The sequence below is a fragment of the Agarivorans sp. B2Z047 genome (genome assembly GCF_023373605.1).
In the GTDB taxonomy this organism is placed as follows: domain Bacteria; phylum Pseudomonadota; class Gammaproteobacteria; order Enterobacterales; family Celerinatantimonadaceae; genus Agarivorans; species Agarivorans albus.
In genome coordinates, this window is the sequence record NZ_CP088080.1 from 3190811 (window position 1) to 3206292 (window position 15482).

General features: G+C 43.6%; 10 protein-coding genes. 2 read left to right on the top strand and 8 right to left on the bottom strand.

Translation table 11 applies throughout. The features are described 5' to 3' along the window. Window position 1: 1 nt before the first annotated feature. The gene (locus LQZ07_RS14600) at window positions 2–1234 is read left to right on the top strand and encodes a catalase family protein (RefSeq protein WP_152780837.1); all 1233 of its coding nucleotides are present in this window, start codon (window positions 2–4) and stop codon (window positions 1232–1234) included. Between the two features lie 52 nt (window positions 1235–1286). On the opposite strand, the gene LQZ07_RS14605 is transcribed toward LQZ07_RS14600, so the two are convergent. The 5 genes from LQZ07_RS14605 to LQZ07_RS14625 form a co-directional block, all read right to left on the bottom strand. Continuing rightward, window positions 1287–2396 (bottom strand): DUF1835 domain-containing protein, encoded by a 1110-nt coding sequence (locus LQZ07_RS14605; protein WP_152780839.1) that lies wholly within the window; start codon window positions 2394–2396, stop codon window positions 1287–1289. Between the two features lie 61 nt (window positions 2397–2457). After that, window positions 2458–5301 (bottom strand): ABC transporter substrate-binding protein, encoded by a 2844-nt coding sequence (locus LQZ07_RS14610; RefSeq protein WP_152780841.1) that lies wholly within the window; start codon window positions 5299–5301, stop codon window positions 2458–2460. Window positions 5302–5321: 20 nt separating this feature from the next. After that, complete coding sequence (locus LQZ07_RS14615) at window positions 5322–6359, bottom strand: ABC transporter substrate-binding protein (protein WP_152780843.1); 1038 nt, start codon at window positions 6357–6359, stop codon at window positions 5322–5324. Then, window positions 6359–8206 (bottom strand): SLC13 family permease, encoded by a 1848-nt coding sequence (locus tag LQZ07_RS14620; protein ID WP_227981265.1) that lies wholly within the window; start codon window positions 8204–8206, stop codon window positions 6359–6361. Before LQZ07_RS14620 ends, LQZ07_RS14615 begins: the two co-directional genes overlap by 1 nt. Continuing rightward, window positions 8203–8949, bottom strand: a complete 747-nt coding sequence (locus tag LQZ07_RS14625) for a hypothetical protein (RefSeq protein WP_152780847.1) — start codon at window positions 8947–8949, stop codon at window positions 8203–8205. Before LQZ07_RS14625 ends, LQZ07_RS14620 begins: the two co-directional genes overlap by 4 nt. A 341-nt stretch (window positions 8950–9290) precedes the next feature. Between LQZ07_RS14625 and LQZ07_RS14630 the strand changes: the two genes are divergently transcribed. Further along, window positions 9291–9695 (top strand): GFA family protein, encoded by a 405-nt coding sequence (locus LQZ07_RS14630; protein WP_152780849.1) that lies wholly within the window; start codon window positions 9291–9293, stop codon window positions 9693–9695. On the opposite strand, the gene LQZ07_RS14635 is transcribed toward LQZ07_RS14630, so the two are convergent. From LQZ07_RS14635 to LQZ07_RS14645, 3 genes are all read right to left on the bottom strand, one after another. Next, entirely contained in the window at window positions 9692–11524 is a 1833-nt protein-coding gene (locus LQZ07_RS14635; protein ID WP_152780851.1) for a diguanylate cyclase, read from the bottom strand. The genes LQZ07_RS14630 and LQZ07_RS14635 overlap by 4 nt on opposite strands. Before the next feature lie 327 nt (window positions 11525–11851). Further along, window positions 11852–12838 (bottom strand): HTH-type transcriptional regulator CysB, encoded by a 987-nt coding sequence (gene cysB / locus LQZ07_RS14640; protein ID WP_016401866.1) that lies wholly within the window; start codon window positions 12836–12838, stop codon window positions 11852–11854. A gap of 138 nt (window positions 12839–12976) precedes the next feature. Beyond that, the gene (locus tag LQZ07_RS14645) at window positions 12977–15475 is read right to left on the bottom strand and encodes an ABC transporter permease (protein WP_152780853.1); all 2499 of its coding nucleotides are present in this window, start codon (window positions 15473–15475) and stop codon (window positions 12977–12979) included. Window positions 15476–15482: the final 7 nt, after the last annotated feature.

A 15482-nucleotide genomic window follows, 5' to 3' on the forward strand; every position in this document is an offset into this window, starting at 1 on the left:
GATGAAAAAACTATTTACTAAATCACCTTTAGCCCTTTGTTTGCTTGGTTTAAGTTTTAATGCTGCTAATGCTAACGACTTATATAAAGAAATGGGCATTACCAAGCCAGAGCAAGAAGCCATTATGTCGGCGATTAACTCGGCGCGCGAAATATCTAAACGTGCAGAGCAATATAACGGTTTGCCCTATCGGCGGGACGCGCATGCCAAAGCAACCGGTTGTGCTAGAGCTACCTTCTCGGTAAATCCAGACATTCCAGAGCGTTTTAAAGCTGGGCTGTTTGCGCAAGAAAATCAGCAATATAAAGCTTGGATCCGTTTCTCCAATGGCGACATGCTAGTACAAGCTGATAGTAAAGGCGACGCGCGGGGAATGGCGGTAAAAGTAATGAACGTACCAGGTAAAGCCATTGCCCCCGAACTCGGCGAGAGTCATAACCAAGATTTCATTATGACCAATACTCCGGCATTTTTTAACCGCAACATTTTTGATTACGCAGACGACATGACTTACTTGGCGAAGTTTCAACGCACCAAGTGGTTTATTAGCTTGTTTCCACCACGTTTGCACCCCAAACAGTTTTATCGGGCAATTCAAACCGTGTCGTCGGTTATCAATACGCCACTTGAAGCACAGTATTTTTCTATGCTGCCCTACCGTTTAGGCAACAGCACCATTAAGTTTTCTACTAAACCTTGTGCCGGAATGACCTTCCCAAGCAAGGTAGATAAATCAGATCCTGATTATTTAAGCAATCAATTAGAAACTCAATTAGCAAACGGCGGAGCATGTTTTGAGTTTATGGTACAAGAAAAACTGCCGGGCTATTACATGCCGGTAGACGATGCTACCGCTATTTGGTCTGAGCAAGCCTCGCCATTCATCAGCATTGCAACGATTAACATTCCTCCACAGCATTTATATAGCGAGCAGCAACAGCAGTTTTGTGAAAATATATCGATGAATCCGTGGCGAGCAGTAGAAGGCTGGGAACCCTTAAGCAGCTTAAACAAAGCCCGACGTGTTGTTTATCAAGCGGTATCTAAATATCGTCATCAGCAAAACAAAGCAGCAACGCCAGAACCCAACTCATGGTGCTTAGCCAGCGAAGGAGAAGTTTGCGACCCTAACCAGGGTTTAGTGGTGAGCAAACCCACTTGGCCATTGCCGCGCTGTTTTGACGGTTACGCTAAACCGATTGATGGAGAAAGCTTAAACAGCAACTGTAAATAAAACTAAAAACCACGCTAAGCGTGGTTTTTTATTGCCGCTCTTTACCTCGCTATTACTGCATAACTATCTGGCCTTGCTTGTGGTCCCAGCACCAGTAATTATCTTGGCTAATGTTAACTCCACCTCGCCAAAAACTTAGCTGAGAAGAAAGTTCTTTAAGCATTGCGCCCTCAAGCGCCTTAAGCCCTGTATCGGTGATAGTATAACTAGCATCCATACTCCAGTGTTTGTCATCCTTGTTGTCAATTTTTACACAAGGTGGAGTTAAATGAGACAAACAGTAAAGCTCTTTGTTTAACCAAGCATCCCCAAGAAAAGGCGCATCTTCTAAGGTTTGCAAGTTCACAAATAGTCGCCCAAGTTTTATCTCAGAGTCTTCCATAATTTGTTGATAACGCTGATCCGCAACGAACTCTTCTTCACCCTGATATTGAGCTTGCTGACGAAGATTACTCTGCAAAATAGGCAACTCTTGCATTGGTTTAGCCAAAGACTCAAGAATGTGCAATTGCGTAAGACTTAACCCCTTATCTAGCCAAGGATACTCTTGGGCAAAACGCAGCAAAGCATTCGCCATAAATGGTAGTGGTGATAATGGTTCTAGGAGTAGATGATTGAGTTGCTCAGGCGTGTTGGCTACAAGTGCCTGCCATACCCTTTTGCCTAATTCTAATTGCTCAACACTAAGCGTTTGTCTGTTTGGATAAAGCGCTTCGAGCTGGCTAATCGAAAGGTTTCCTAGGCCATGGAAATAATCAAGCTCGGGATGCTCACCAATACAAATAATTCGAAATTGCTCGGTAAGTTCGGGATGTTTGGCTAAATGAAATAAACATTCAGCCAACTGCAATTGATCATAGAGATCGTGTTCAAACCACAACACAATCTCTTTATATTGGCTTAGCTTATCTAAAACAGCTTGACGCTGAACAAAATCATCTAAGATCTGCTGTTCACTAATCTCCATTGCAGGCAAAGGGCTGGGCAAACTTATTGTTTCATGAATGAAACTAGCTCGAGCTTTTAGATAAGCTTGTCCTTCTGCAGCAACAATTGGCCCATCATGCAATACGTCTCGCCAACACAGTACCTCACCTTGGACAATACTTGATTGCTTAAGCATGTCTCCCACGCTATCGCCGTTGATAATGTGTAATTGCATCAGCAGTTCCCTCGTTGAGTTTGCTCCAGCTTAACAAACTTCTATACGGGAACAAACGCCACTAAGCATCATTAAGTAGCGGGATTTCCAACTCTGGTTCTTTTACCTCAAGTTCCTGCTTAATTTCAGCATCCAAGCGCCAAATAGCCTGCCAAACTAAATCGGTAGTTGTAGCGGTATCATCTACCCCATGCACCAGCTTAATTTGATAATCCACATTGTCAGAGCCTATGCTAGCTACATCAATATAAACCCGATTAACGGCGTCAATAGCCATAAGGGCGGCTTCTATCCGCGGGATCACCTGCAAGGGTTCTAATTGTTTATTTACTGAGGCAGAAAAACCACCTGTCACAATCTGTCCACTGCTACTCACATTGTTTAAATTGGCGTTTGCCAAGGTATTGTTAGGGATAGAATAGAGTGTATTGTCAGCCGTTTTTACCTTAGTTGTACGCCAGTTCATGTCTATAACTTCGCCTACAATTGGCCCGCCATAGCCACCTAGACTAATCCAATCTCCAAGCTTAAACGGCTTCTCCAAGCTAATAGCAATGCCCGAGAAAATATTCACAAGGTTTGATTGCAAGGCTAAGCCCAGGATCATTGCAACCAAGCCAGACGTTGCTAGTAGGCTGGTTAGCTCTCGCTGGTATACAAAAGAGAGAATCGCAAATATCGCTCCAATGTAGGCCAAGCCACGAGTTAAATGGCGCATAATTCGTGGAACTTGGCGGCCGCTGCGCTTTTCTATGGGGTCCCAAAGCAGTACATCAATTAACAAAGCTAAGGTCGAAGCAAACAGTAGCCACCACAATACGTCGAAACAATTACTAGCAAACAGCTGGTTAGTATTAGGATAAGCTTGCGCTAACCAATCTAAAAACAAGGGCTCAGCGGAAGCTATAAACAAGGCGTATAAAAGCTTGTTCCCTAAGCCATAAGCTCTAGATAGCTGACCCAGTAATTTAAAGTCTAAAACCAATGCGTAAAGTAACCACGCCAATACACTGCTATAAAAGATTATCTGCTGCCACTGTGCAGGAATACGCCCCCTTAGGCTTAATACATTTTCTTGTACCGGCGTTAGAGAATTAAACCTAGAGAACTCCACGGCTTGTCTGTCTGAATGTAAATACTTGGGATCACCTAAACTGCGTTTACGTAAGGTATCTTGAAAAGACAAAGTGCTGCCTTGGCGCCACTGGCTGGTGTCAAATTGAACCTTGTGCTGGTTGGCTTGGTTTTTATGTAGGCTGGTTTGACCGAGCCCAACAATATCTGATACATAAATAAGCTCACTTCTTGGCAGCGTAGTATGCCTAAAACTTACGCCCAGTTGGTATTCTCCAAAGGCTGCTCTACCCGGTTTTGCATCTGCGAGAAAAGTGCCTTCAACCTGATAAAGCTGGTAGGTACTTTGGCTTGTAAAATTAGACTCTATTGGTTGTTGTAAGCCCAAATCGCCTACCGAGTTTAAAAACACAATATCTTCGGCTTTTACCCCAGGCGTGCTTCTAAACCAAAGCTTAAATTTGGCTTTGAAGGTCATATCTATGGTGGAAAACTCACTGATGTTTTGCATTTCAATGCCGGTATACACCACATCAGTTCGGCGCACCGCAAGATTTTCGTCATTAACATCTTGCAGCTGGATCGGCGCAGAAACAAAAGCCCCGCCACTAAACAAGCCCACTTGCATAGGGCGTAATACGTTGCCTTGTGAATCAAAATACAAAGAGTGGGTTAAACCCTGAACAGCATTATTGGGTGAATCAAAACCAGTTAAGTGGTTTTTTATCGCTGCTCTCTGGCTAGCTATATTAAGCTGGCTAAAGTCATCGGCCCCGCCCTCTTCACCGCTTGCTGCATCTATTGCAGCCGATACGATAGTTGCTGCATCATAATATGCGGCCGAAACACCACTTGGCTCATAACCAAAACCTTTATGAAAGCTTTGGTAAAACAGTTGAGTTGATTCACTGGCTACATCAAATAAGATAGGGCTAACGGCAAACACCCCATTAGTATAATAACCAGATACTTCTCTCTCTTGGCTTCGATGTTTAAAACGTTCGGGGAAACTTTGCTTACCAATAGAAGAACTGCCAATAAACAGCCAATTTGGATGTTGCTGCTTTAAATGGCTAACTAGCGTTTCACCTTCTACATCATGCACGGCTAAGAACACTGCTCCGGTGTGGCTAAACTCACTAATTTTTTGGCTTATTAGCTCGGCTTGTTTAGCGATGTCTCTTTTTAAATCCACCCCTAAACTCAGCGTTTGAATCGCTAGCAGTTCAGCTCTATTAAGAAAGGAATCTGCTAACGACTCGCCAAATTTATCTTGGCTATAGATTAATACCGCTTTGCCTTTAGCTAAGCTTGCAACGTAGTCGGCAACAAACTTACCTTGTAAATGGTTATCTGGAATAACCCTAAAAGCCCAGTCATTATTCTGGGTGATCTCAGTTGCAGTGGCTGAGCCCCCAACCATGGGCAAACCAGCACGTTGGTAAATACTGGCGGCCTTAATCGAGGTAGCCGATGCTCGGTGCCCTAATACGGCAACTACATTGTTAGTTGCAGCTAACTGCTTCGCAATTAGCTGTGCTTTGCTTTTGTCATTAGCATCATCGTATTGCTGAACAACAATGGCTACTTGGTTATCTTGCCGCTGGCTATTATGGAGATCAGCATAAAGTTGAGCACCGTGAACCATTGATAAACCTTTGTCGGCTTCATTACCCGACATTGGCCCAACCACCGCCAGTATTACACTATTTGTTCCACTGTCGCTTATCCACCGCTGCAAGTGCTCATAACTAGTAACTAAGGCGCTTGCGACAACACATAAACAAGCAAGCGCAAGTATGCGTCTACGTAAATTCCATCTAATAGCCAAAACAGTCTTCCTTAACGGTTTTATTCAAAGTAGTTATTGGTGGCGCGGGCAAAAGCTTCTAGTACTTTTGGCACTTTGATATCGCGAGCTTCAAGTGCTTGATGACGCAGAGCTACCACGTATTGTTTCGATATTGCCACTGGCATCTGTGACAAACTAGCGGGATCTTCCACTAAGCGAATAGCCCGCTCGAAAGCTATCTCTCCCTGCTCAAAAGGTGAAGCTCCAATCGAGAGCATGACCCCGTCTTCAGAGTTAAATGCATTGATACCAACAATCGGTAGCGTTGAATTTGCTTCGGTCCATTGCGCCACTTCTTCAGCAGAGACAAAGCTTTCGCTACCGTCACTAAACAGTTTACGGTAGCCGCCAACTAGCAAAAATTGGTACTTGCCGTTAAGTGATAGAACAGCTTGCTTCCACTGCTCGAAGGTTTTAACCCCAACATGTCCTTGGTACTCAAGTGGCGCCCACTCTTGTCTTGCTAGGTAACCCGCATCAAGCTTGGCCGAAGTTGAACTATCTGAGAGGTAAACGACACTCCCTTTCAAGCTGCCAAGTCTAGGCTGGCTTTCTACCAATAACCTTAATACTTCTTTAATTGCCGACACCGATTTACGTTCGAGTATGCCTGTCACATTGTCAGCATCCTGATAACCATAGGCTTCAAGCTCAGCATTTACCCCGGCAAACACAATCTGAATCGCTTCGTTGCCAATATAGTCGGTAGCAACTAAGCGCTGAGCATCGTCATCAATAACCAGTAATACATTGGGTTGGTAGTTATCGACTACCCGTTTAGCAACCGTTGCAGCGCGTTTCTTAGCGGCTTCGCTAGATTGATTTTTGGTATTCATGTAGTGATAGCGAATATCAACATTCATGTGGGCGCGCTTGGCTCTGTCTATGCCTTGGTTAACTGTGCGGGTCCAGGCATAGTCGGTTTCGTAGCTATGAAGAATGAGGATTCTTGGCCTTGAAGCCCCCTCCACGACTATCACGCCGATAGTGGCAACGAGAAAGCTCAGCATAATGACGCTTAACAATAACTTTTTCATTATATAAGCCCCATGCTCTGCCAATAAGGAATGCTGAGATAAACCGCTACAAGTTTAAACAGGTATATCAGTACATTCATTTTCATCAACTTGGCTTCATCATTACTCACAATGCCGGTGGTTAAACTTAAAAACTGCATGTAATAAGAAGCCTGGAACGGCCAAAAGAAGCTTTCTGAAAGGAACAATATTAGGAAACCAATCACCCAAGGATTCACCCCCACTTCTATGGAAGCAGGAATAAGTAAGGTAGCTAGAATAATCACCGTTGCATTGATTGGCAGTATTAAACGAATAAGACTCACGATAACAGCCAACAACACCACAAACAGTGCCAGGCTTTCTTGCATGTAAGCTGCCAACCAATAGATTTTTCCAGTAAGCCAGGTATCTAACTCTACTTGATGAATGATGTCGACCACACCAATTAGCGAGCCTAGGAATACAAGAAAACTCCAATCAATTTTGGTTCTAAATTGGTTGGGATCTAAAAAGCCAAACATCATCAAATAGAACAGTATGGCTAAGGCAACCCAAGCAACTTCGATACGGTGAATATTGGCAAATAGCAGAGCCGATATAAGCACGATTAGACCAAGAATTGACGACCACTCGGCAGGGTTTAGCGAACCAAGGGTTTTAAGCTGCTGCAGGCTTGTAGTTTTTGGCAGCTTTAGACTTTGCTTATTGCGATAAACCCAGCACAAAGAAACAGCGTAAAGCGCTAACAGCACCATGCCACAAACCAATGCCGCAAGTAGCCAATCTAGCCATTGAAAATACTGCTGAACTTGCTGTGGCAACATGCCTAGTACGATGAAGTTTACCGACTTACTACTAACAAAAATTGGAGACAATAAGCTTGCACCAAATAGCAAGCTGGCCTTTAACCTCGGTCCCTCTTGCTCACGCGCTTCTTTACTCGCACCACTCAACAAATCTTTTAAGAACGGCGCAACAATGGTTACCCTACCATTAACGGTAGGCACAACCGGTGTAAGCAATGCACCAACACTAAAAAAGCTGATGTTGTACCAAATTTTGGAAGCAGGACCGATTAACAGTAGATGCAACAACATGCGATAACTTAAACCCGATGAGCGGATTACCGCGCTCAAGCCAAGTATGCTCAAAGCCATAAAAAAGCTGTTGCTCGAGAAGCCGGAAAACGCCGACTCACTGGTGGTAATTCCCAGCAATACGGCACTTAATACAGCAAATAGCCCAGGCACATAATCTGGCAGCAAACGAAAGATCCACATTACCGAACAAATGCCAAGGATTGACGCAAAGTAGATTGCATCTTGATGCAATGGTTGCTGGCTAAGTATTAAACCCCAATAAATCATTAAAGGCGTGATTATCGCAAACAGCCAACCAATGATCTGGCGATAGCCTACTTCAATGTCATGTTTAGGGCTTAAGTCGACTTCAATATGCGTTTGCCCCGCAAGGCGAGAGTGGAAACTGTCGAGCAATGACTGCTTAAAACTACTGTAGGCTTCTAGGGTAAGTATCGCCGCCAAGGGTAAAACCACCAGCTCGGCACTCTCTACTACCTCAATATCGTAGATATAACTGCGCATACCTAGTGCCGACTCTTCACCGAAGAATCCACTAATAGGCCCCTTTACCTGATCTTTATTGGTGGTTTGTAGCTCACCTTCTAGTAAGTAATATAGGTTGTTCGCGTTTTCTCCCGAGCGGCAAACAACCTCACCAGGCACTAACTTCACAACTGTAATGTTTGCTAACAACCGAGCTAGGTCTTCTTTCTGGCAGTCAGAAAAAGCGGGGTTACTTTTTAAAAACTGACTTAAAACTTGTAGCTTTTCCGGCATAATCATCGGCAATACTGCTCCGTTGGGATAACAGCATGTACCTGATACTCCGCCCCCGGCGCAATAATGTATTCACTAGCACCTTGTTTAGATTGAAGGTTTCCCCAATCGTAGGTGTAACCTAAGCCTGTCCATGGAACACCTGCAGACTCTCGAAAGCTCTTGAAGTATAAAGCTTGGTAGAAGCCCGGATAATCGTTAATCCCCTTCACCTCATTGGCTATTTGGCTGGCATCTAACTTACAACTCTGGTCGTCAATTTCAGGGTCGACACAAGGCCTAAATAGATCTTCTGGCGCAACATACAACTCTACAAAAGCATCGTAATCCCAGCTTGGATCTAAACCTAGGTATTGCTTTAAACGCAGCTCAAGCTGGCTTTGCGAAACGGTTTCATTATCAGACAGGTACTTACTGCAGAACTGCTGAAGTTGCGGAGCGAGGCTCACCCATATGGGATAATTTGGATTGGTAGAACTGTGGGTATTTGGCAAAATGAATTTGTCGATGGCACCCTGGCTTTTCCAAGTGAGTACCAGCAGTTTGTCGCCTTGTTCATTCCATTTCAGCAGTTCGTTGTTAGCATTTACAGCAAACAAATTAGTGCTAACATCTTCAGGTTGAGGAAATGCAGCCTGCTTAACTGCTAAATCGTAGGCGGAGTTAGGTTGCTCGAGTGATTGGCTACAACCTGCCATAAGGCATACAGATAAGGTGCAAGCGAGTGCAGGAAAAGTGAATTGATTCAAAATATGTCCTTGTTTGAAAGCGGCAAATCCTTTGCCTTATAACCAAAAGCGAGATAACGCTTAAGGCTTAGCTCTTAACCAGCAATAGTTGCTAATTACTTGTTAATAACAATAAATTAGCTTTGGTAAGATTATATTGCTAATAGGAATATCACAAACATCAATAAAACACTGCTTTAAGGCTGTTTTTTGTAAAGGCAAGCTGTATCGCCACATGAACACCCTGCTAGACAGTTTAGCATTTTCATAACAAGGTCTTGTTTAAAGATTAAACTGGTTATACCAATATGATATAAAAGTATGGATGTTTGATAGAAATAAAACCTAGGAGGACTTGAAAAATGAGTAACATCAACGGAAGTTGCCTATGTGAAGCTGTGCGGTTTGAAGCCCAAGACAAGTTTCAGCAATTTCATCTCTGTCATTGCGATCAGTGTAAGAAAATGTCCGGTAGCGCACATGTCTCAAACCTATTTATTAGCCCGGAATTTTTCAAGTGGCTGGCTGGTGAAAACCTGGTCGCTAGATACGATGTTCCTAAGCGCAGTATAACTAACGCTTTTTGTAAGCAATGTGGTAGTGCAGTGCCCTATTTATCGAGTACTAAGCAGTGGGTAATTGTGCCGGCTGGCGGCCTAAACAATTGCCCTAGTTTAAAACCGCAAGACCATATTTTTACCAACGAGAAAGCTGAATGGTACAAAGATATTGATGAAATAGCTCAGTATCCTCATTTTCCAGATTAAGCTACGTTTGCCACGACGGCTTTATTGCGCCCACTATCTTTAGCTTCGTATAAAGCGTGGTCGGCTAAACTCATCAGCTGCTCTATATTTTCTTCTGATTGCATTAACGCAATACCAATGCTGGTGGTAAAACGTATTTGTACCACACCGGTATTCACATAAATCCGTTCAACTGCAGAACGTAAACGCTCTGCGGTATGTTTTGCAGTATCTAAATCAGCATATAAGGCTAAGCCAAATTCTTCCCCGCCTAAACGCCCTAATACATCACCATCACGAATTTCACTTTCTAAGGTACTGGCAAACTTCTTCAAAGCCTTATCACCAGCAGCATGGCCATGGTTATCGTTAATTTTCTTAAAGTGGTCAATATCGAACATCAACATGGTCATAGGATGTGAACGGTTACGGCAACTATCAAACATCGCCTCGGCCTTCGCCATAAAGCTACGTCGATTGTTTATGCCTGTTAGTGGATCGGTGCGAGCTTCACGCTCTGCCTCAGACTTAGCAACTTCAAGTGCATGAGTACGCTCAGACACCAATATTTCTAATTCTTGTTTAGCGCGCTCAAGTTGGCTGCGATAGCGCAGTTCGGCCTGCTCTTTTAGACGGCGCAATCTAAACAGGTGAATCCCCATAGCAACCATGATCACCATCATTTCACTGTATGAGGCTACAACCGGCCAGTAGTAAGTAACAAAGGTATGTTCAACAAGGCCTAAATCACGCAAAGCTTGGCTAAATAGCCCGACTATTAATACTGTCCAACCTAAGGTGTAAACAGCGGATTCTCTAGAGCCTTGGTACCAACGTATCAAACTGGCTATCGCTAACATCGGGTATAGCAATAAAGCAATGGTGATAAGCACCACCGAGAATACGGTTTCTCTGGTTAGAGCTGCTACAGCGAGTAAAGCCGCATTTAAGATCATAAAGCGTAAAACATAATCTAAACGAGGCGTATTCACTTTTGTTTGCAGGAATATGCGGGCAAAAATAACACCAGTCATTATCGACATTGCCCCAGTTAAGGACATGTAACTCCAATGGAAGTCTTCACGAATGAAGAACATATGAGTAAAACCCAATATAGTTGGCCATGTCGCCAATTTGGTAGCCGCATAGACAAAGTATGCGTAATAGGTTTTATCATTGGTGGCAATTCCGGTCACCAAGGAAATAATCGACATCAAGGCCAGACCGCCTACCAAAAAGGCAATACTACCTAGCTCAATACTCTGCACATAGTGCATTTTGTCTGGCTGCCAAATCCTTAAATCTGGGAATACAAAACCCTTTTCGTCAGAGCCAAAGCGAAAGTAAAACTGATGGGTTTCACCTGCTGCTAACTCTACTGGCACTACAAATCGTTGGTGACTGACTAAGCGCTCTGAAAAAGAATTATTTAAAGCGAGATCGGCAATTTCTAAAAAACTGGGATCATTGGTATTACGTTGATAAGCATTTAAGTAGATGAGTTGGTGGTCAACGTATTCTAAATTTAGAGTAATCGGTTTATCGCTATCATTGTGCAGATAGAAAACGCTCCAAAAAGCTCCTGGCTGTAAACCCGTGGAACCTTTACTCGGTAATCTGGAGAACTTATCTAAACGATAAGCAGCGATAGCATCAGCCAGATCAGCCTTGCCTTCTAAATCGTGCCATACCTGAAAATGCTCACCCAGCCTGACACCATCTTCTAAACCATTTACGTGCAACGCGCTTAAGCTCTCAGCTTGAGCAACAGAGAGAGTACAAACAGAAAACAAAACCAAGGCCAAAGCGAGTTGAGTTTTGCCTAAACAGCGCAAAAAATAATTAATCATGATGGTTTTACGTAGGCCGCCTTTCCTTGCGATATCGGAGTAGTTGTTAAATCTAATGTTCGTACAGCCCTGTAACAAAACATTAACCACTTATTAGAAGCTTAAAGATAAACACTAAGGAAGTCTACGAATCTACCTCTAATTAGTGAATTATCATCAAGTTGGGTACCAAATGTTACAATTTATCTGGCATTGCTAACCAAGAGCACTACTAACTGCACTAGCGCCAGAAGGGCTTATAAATCACAATTATAGTTAATTTTATTAACAATGGTTGGGGATGCGGCAAACAAAAAAGCAGCCAACTGGCTGCTTTAGAAGGAACAACTACATAACCGGTAAATCAATATTTTTAAACAGCTCTTCCACTTCATCGAGAGACTTGGCTTGCACTGCTCTATCAACAATATCTCGGGTTAAGTGTGGTGCAAATCGTTCAATAAAGTCGTACATGTAAGTACGTAAGAAAGTACCTTTTCTAAAGCAAATCTTAGTGGTACTTGCTCTAAATAAATGGCTAGCATCAATCGCTACCAAATCCTGATCTTGTTGCTTATCGATAGCCATACTCGCCAACACACCAACGCCAATTCCCATTCGAACATAGGTTTTTATCACATCGGCATCGGTTGCAGTGAAGACAATCTTTGGCACTTTACCAGCACGGCCAAAGGCATCATCTAAATCGGAGCGACCAGTAAAACCAAAAATGTAAGTAACAATGGAATGCTTAGCTAAATCGTTAATGGTAACGACTTCACCGTTTAAGTGTTTTTTCGCCAACTCATGTTCTTTGGGCACCAATATGCTGCGATTCCAATGATAACAAGGCAACATCACTAAATCGGAGAAAATATGCAGTGCCTCAGTGGCAATGGCAAAGTCTGCACTGCCCTTAGCCACTGCTTCATTTATCTGGTTAGGTGTACCCTGGTGCATGTTTAAAGAAACATTTGGGTAACGATGGATAAAACCTTGAATAACTTCGGGCAACGCATAACGCGCTTGAGTATGAGTAGTTGAGATATTAAGCGAGCCTTGGTCTGGGTGAGTATGCTGATTAGCGACCGCTTTAATACTTTCAACCTTGGCCATAATCTCATTGCTGATGCGAATGATTTCTTTGCCAGCAGGAGTTACTTGGCTAAGGTGCTTGCCGCTACGCTTGAATATCTGAACCCCTAGCTCATCCTCCAATAAACGAATTTGTTTACTAATACCGGGCTGCGAAGTATATAAACTCTCCGCAGTAGCCGACACATTGAGGTTGTTGTTTACTACTTCGACGATATAACGTAACTGCTGCAATTTCATGTAGTTGAATTCTCTGGCGCGAAAAAACTATAGCGCTAACTATCCGGTTAGCGAGTTCTTATTACATTTTTTCATAAGTATATAATCAATTACAGAGATATTGAAACGTCTTTATAACAGATATTTACTAAGCGCTAATCAGTTCAAATTTCTCACCAATTGTGCAGAGTTTTGTTTCAACAAACGCAAGGTTGCTCCAGCGCCCATTAAGGCAACTAACAAGGTGCCTAACAACGGCCCAAGTACCCACAACCCTAGATTAATGGAAGCGCCGATATCAAACACAAACACTTGCAATAGCACCAAAATAGTTTGGGCAGCACTGGCTGCAATAAATCCGGCTAAAAAGCCGAGTATGACAAATTCATAGATTACCGCATTACGCAGTAGCTTTGCGCTCGCGCCTAAGGTTCTCAGTATCACCGTTTGCCGTCTACGTTCTTCCAAAGAGCTTTGCACTTGAGCATACAACACTAAGCTGCTGGCAAGTAGCACGACTACTAACACAAGTCTGAGTGCTAACGCGACCTGATCAACCACCTGAGACAGTTGTTCAATCAAGGCTTTAACATTAATTAATACCAAAGTAGGAAAACGCGCCATGGTTTGCGCCATCCAAGCCGCTTTATCTTCGGGCAGATTAAACGACGTTAAATAGCCAGTCGGGAAGTCTTGCAGAATATCGGGACTCAGCAATACGTAAAAATTAGGCTGCATGGTATTCCAATCGATACTGCGTAAGCTTGTTACGGTAACCGTAAAACGACTGGCACCAATCATAAATTCAAGAGTATCGTTAAGCTTAATATCTAAGCGTTCGGCAAACTCCTCATCTACCGAAGCCTCACCGGTACTGCCAGCTTTAAGCCATTCACCTGCTACCAGCTCATTACGATAAGGCAGCTCCAGTACACTGCTTAAATTAAGTTCGCGACCAGCTCCTCGGCGTCGTGAAGAAGTCTTCTCTGAGTACTCCCCTTCTCGTTCTTGACTAACTGCTTCTTGGTTGATGGCAACCAGCCGACCTCGTAACATTGGGAACATAGTGGTGAGTTCGACACTTTCATCGGCAAAACGAGAAGCTAGCTCAGGCTTCTGCTGCTCGGAAATGTTATACATGAAGTGATTAGGCGCGCCTTCTGGAAGCTGTTGCTGCCACTCACTAATCAAATCTTGTTGGATAACCCACACTACCAACGCTAACTTGATGGCTACAGTAAAGCCAATAAGCTGAACCCTATTTTGCTTAGCTCTTTTATAAAGAGACGAAATCGCAATCTTCAAACTAAGGCTTTTCAGTTTCTCTGCTTGCTTCTTACTGCCCCAGAGCAGTAATTGACTCACAACCAACAACAGTGCCACCGCAATCAAGCCTACACCGAGCAAAATTGCACTCAAGGTAAATGAACCGCTATAAAGTAACAGTAAGGCAAATACACTCACTAGCATCCACAAGGCAATCCATATTGGTTTCACCACTGCATCATCACTGTTGCGGCGAATTACTCGCATAGGTGCAATGTTAAATAGCTGAGATAGCGTTGGCAGCGTAAACGCAACCCCACAAATCAAGCCACTGCCTGCAGCCATTAAGTAGGGCGCAGCACCAGCACTGGGTAAATCAATATTGAGTAACTTTTCAACATAATGGGTCACAGGCCATTGCACCAACGTGGCCAAAGCAATGCCCAGTACAATAGACACGAATACCACGGTAAACAGGTGTCCTAAATAAATGGTTCTGATCTGTGGCTTATTGGCACCAAGCACTTTAAACATTGCAACAGTGTCGTAGTGACGCTGGCAATATAAGCGACTAGCTACCGCAATGGCTGCACTGGCAAGTAAAATTCCGATAAGACCAGCTAATAGCAAAAATTGCTGGGCCCTTTGCAAGGCTCCCGCTAAAGGAGAGTTGCCACTACGTACCGTTACCAAGCGTTGGTTATCGGCAAGCTGTGGTGTTACCCAATTTTCGAAGGCATCGAGCTGGCTTTTGTCCCCAGCAAACATATAACGATAACCTAAACGACTACCAGGCTGCACAACTTCTGTTTGTGCAACATCGTTAATATTAATGATCACTCGCGGGGCGGTCATAAATACACTGAAGGGGGCATCAGGTTCGGTAACGATACGACCAGTCACTCGAAATTCTGCTTCGCCAATTTCGATGAAGTCGCCAATATCTATATCAAGTTGATAAAACAAACGTTCTGCAATCCAAGCCTCACCCTGAGGAATGCCCTTGGCGGACTCATTTGTTAAGCCATTTTTTTCTCGGCTTATTCTTAAACGCCCTTTAAGGGGATAGTCTGGGGATACAGATTTAACACTGGCGAGTACTAAGTTTTCGTTGCCATAAACCATAGAGGGAAACAACAACTGTTCAGCATAATCAAGCTGTAAAGACTCTGCTTGAACAGCCAAAGGTAAGTCAACGGGATGAGCACTGCGAACCACTCGGTCAGCCGCAATAAAGTCACCACTTTTGTTAAAGATGGCCTGCTCCATTCGGTCTGTTATGCTGGTAAACAACCACACCGAACTCACCGCCAGCACAATGGCGGCAGAAATAATGGTTAACTCACCGCGCTTTAGCTCAGCCTTAAATAAACGCCAAATTAAACTCTTCATCCTTGGC

Excerpts from the sequence above, each read along its gene's own strand:
- LQZ07_RS14600 (WP_152780837.1), top strand. The coding sequence starts at position 2 with ATGAAAAAACTATTTACTAAATCACCTTTAGCCCTTTGTTTGCTTGGT.
- LQZ07_RS14635 (WP_152780851.1), bottom strand. The coding sequence starts at position 11,524 with ATGATTAATTATTTTTTGCGCTGTTTAGGCAAAACTCAACTCGCTTTG.
- cysB (WP_016401866.1), bottom strand. The coding sequence starts at position 12,838 with ATGAAATTGCAGCAGTTACGTTATATCGTCGAAGTAGTAAACAACAAC.
- LQZ07_RS14615 (WP_152780843.1), bottom strand. The coding sequence starts at position 6,359 with ATGAAAAAGTTATTGTTAAGCGTCATTATGCTGAGCTTTCTCGTTGCC.
- LQZ07_RS14620 (WP_227981265.1), bottom strand. The coding sequence starts at position 8,206 with ATGATTATGCCGGAAAAGCTACAAGTTTTAAGTCAGTTTTTAAAAAGT.
- LQZ07_RS14605 (WP_152780839.1), bottom strand. The coding sequence starts at position 2,396 with ATGCAATTACACATTATCAACGGCGATAGCGTGGGAGACATGCTTAAG.
- LQZ07_RS14630 (WP_152780849.1), top strand. The coding sequence starts at position 9,291 with ATGAGTAACATCAACGGAAGTTGCCTATGTGAAGCTGTGCGGTTTGAA.
- LQZ07_RS14645 (WP_152780853.1), bottom strand. The coding sequence starts at position 15,475 with ATGAAGAGTTTAATTTGGCGTTTATTTAAGGCTGAGCTAAAGCGCGGT.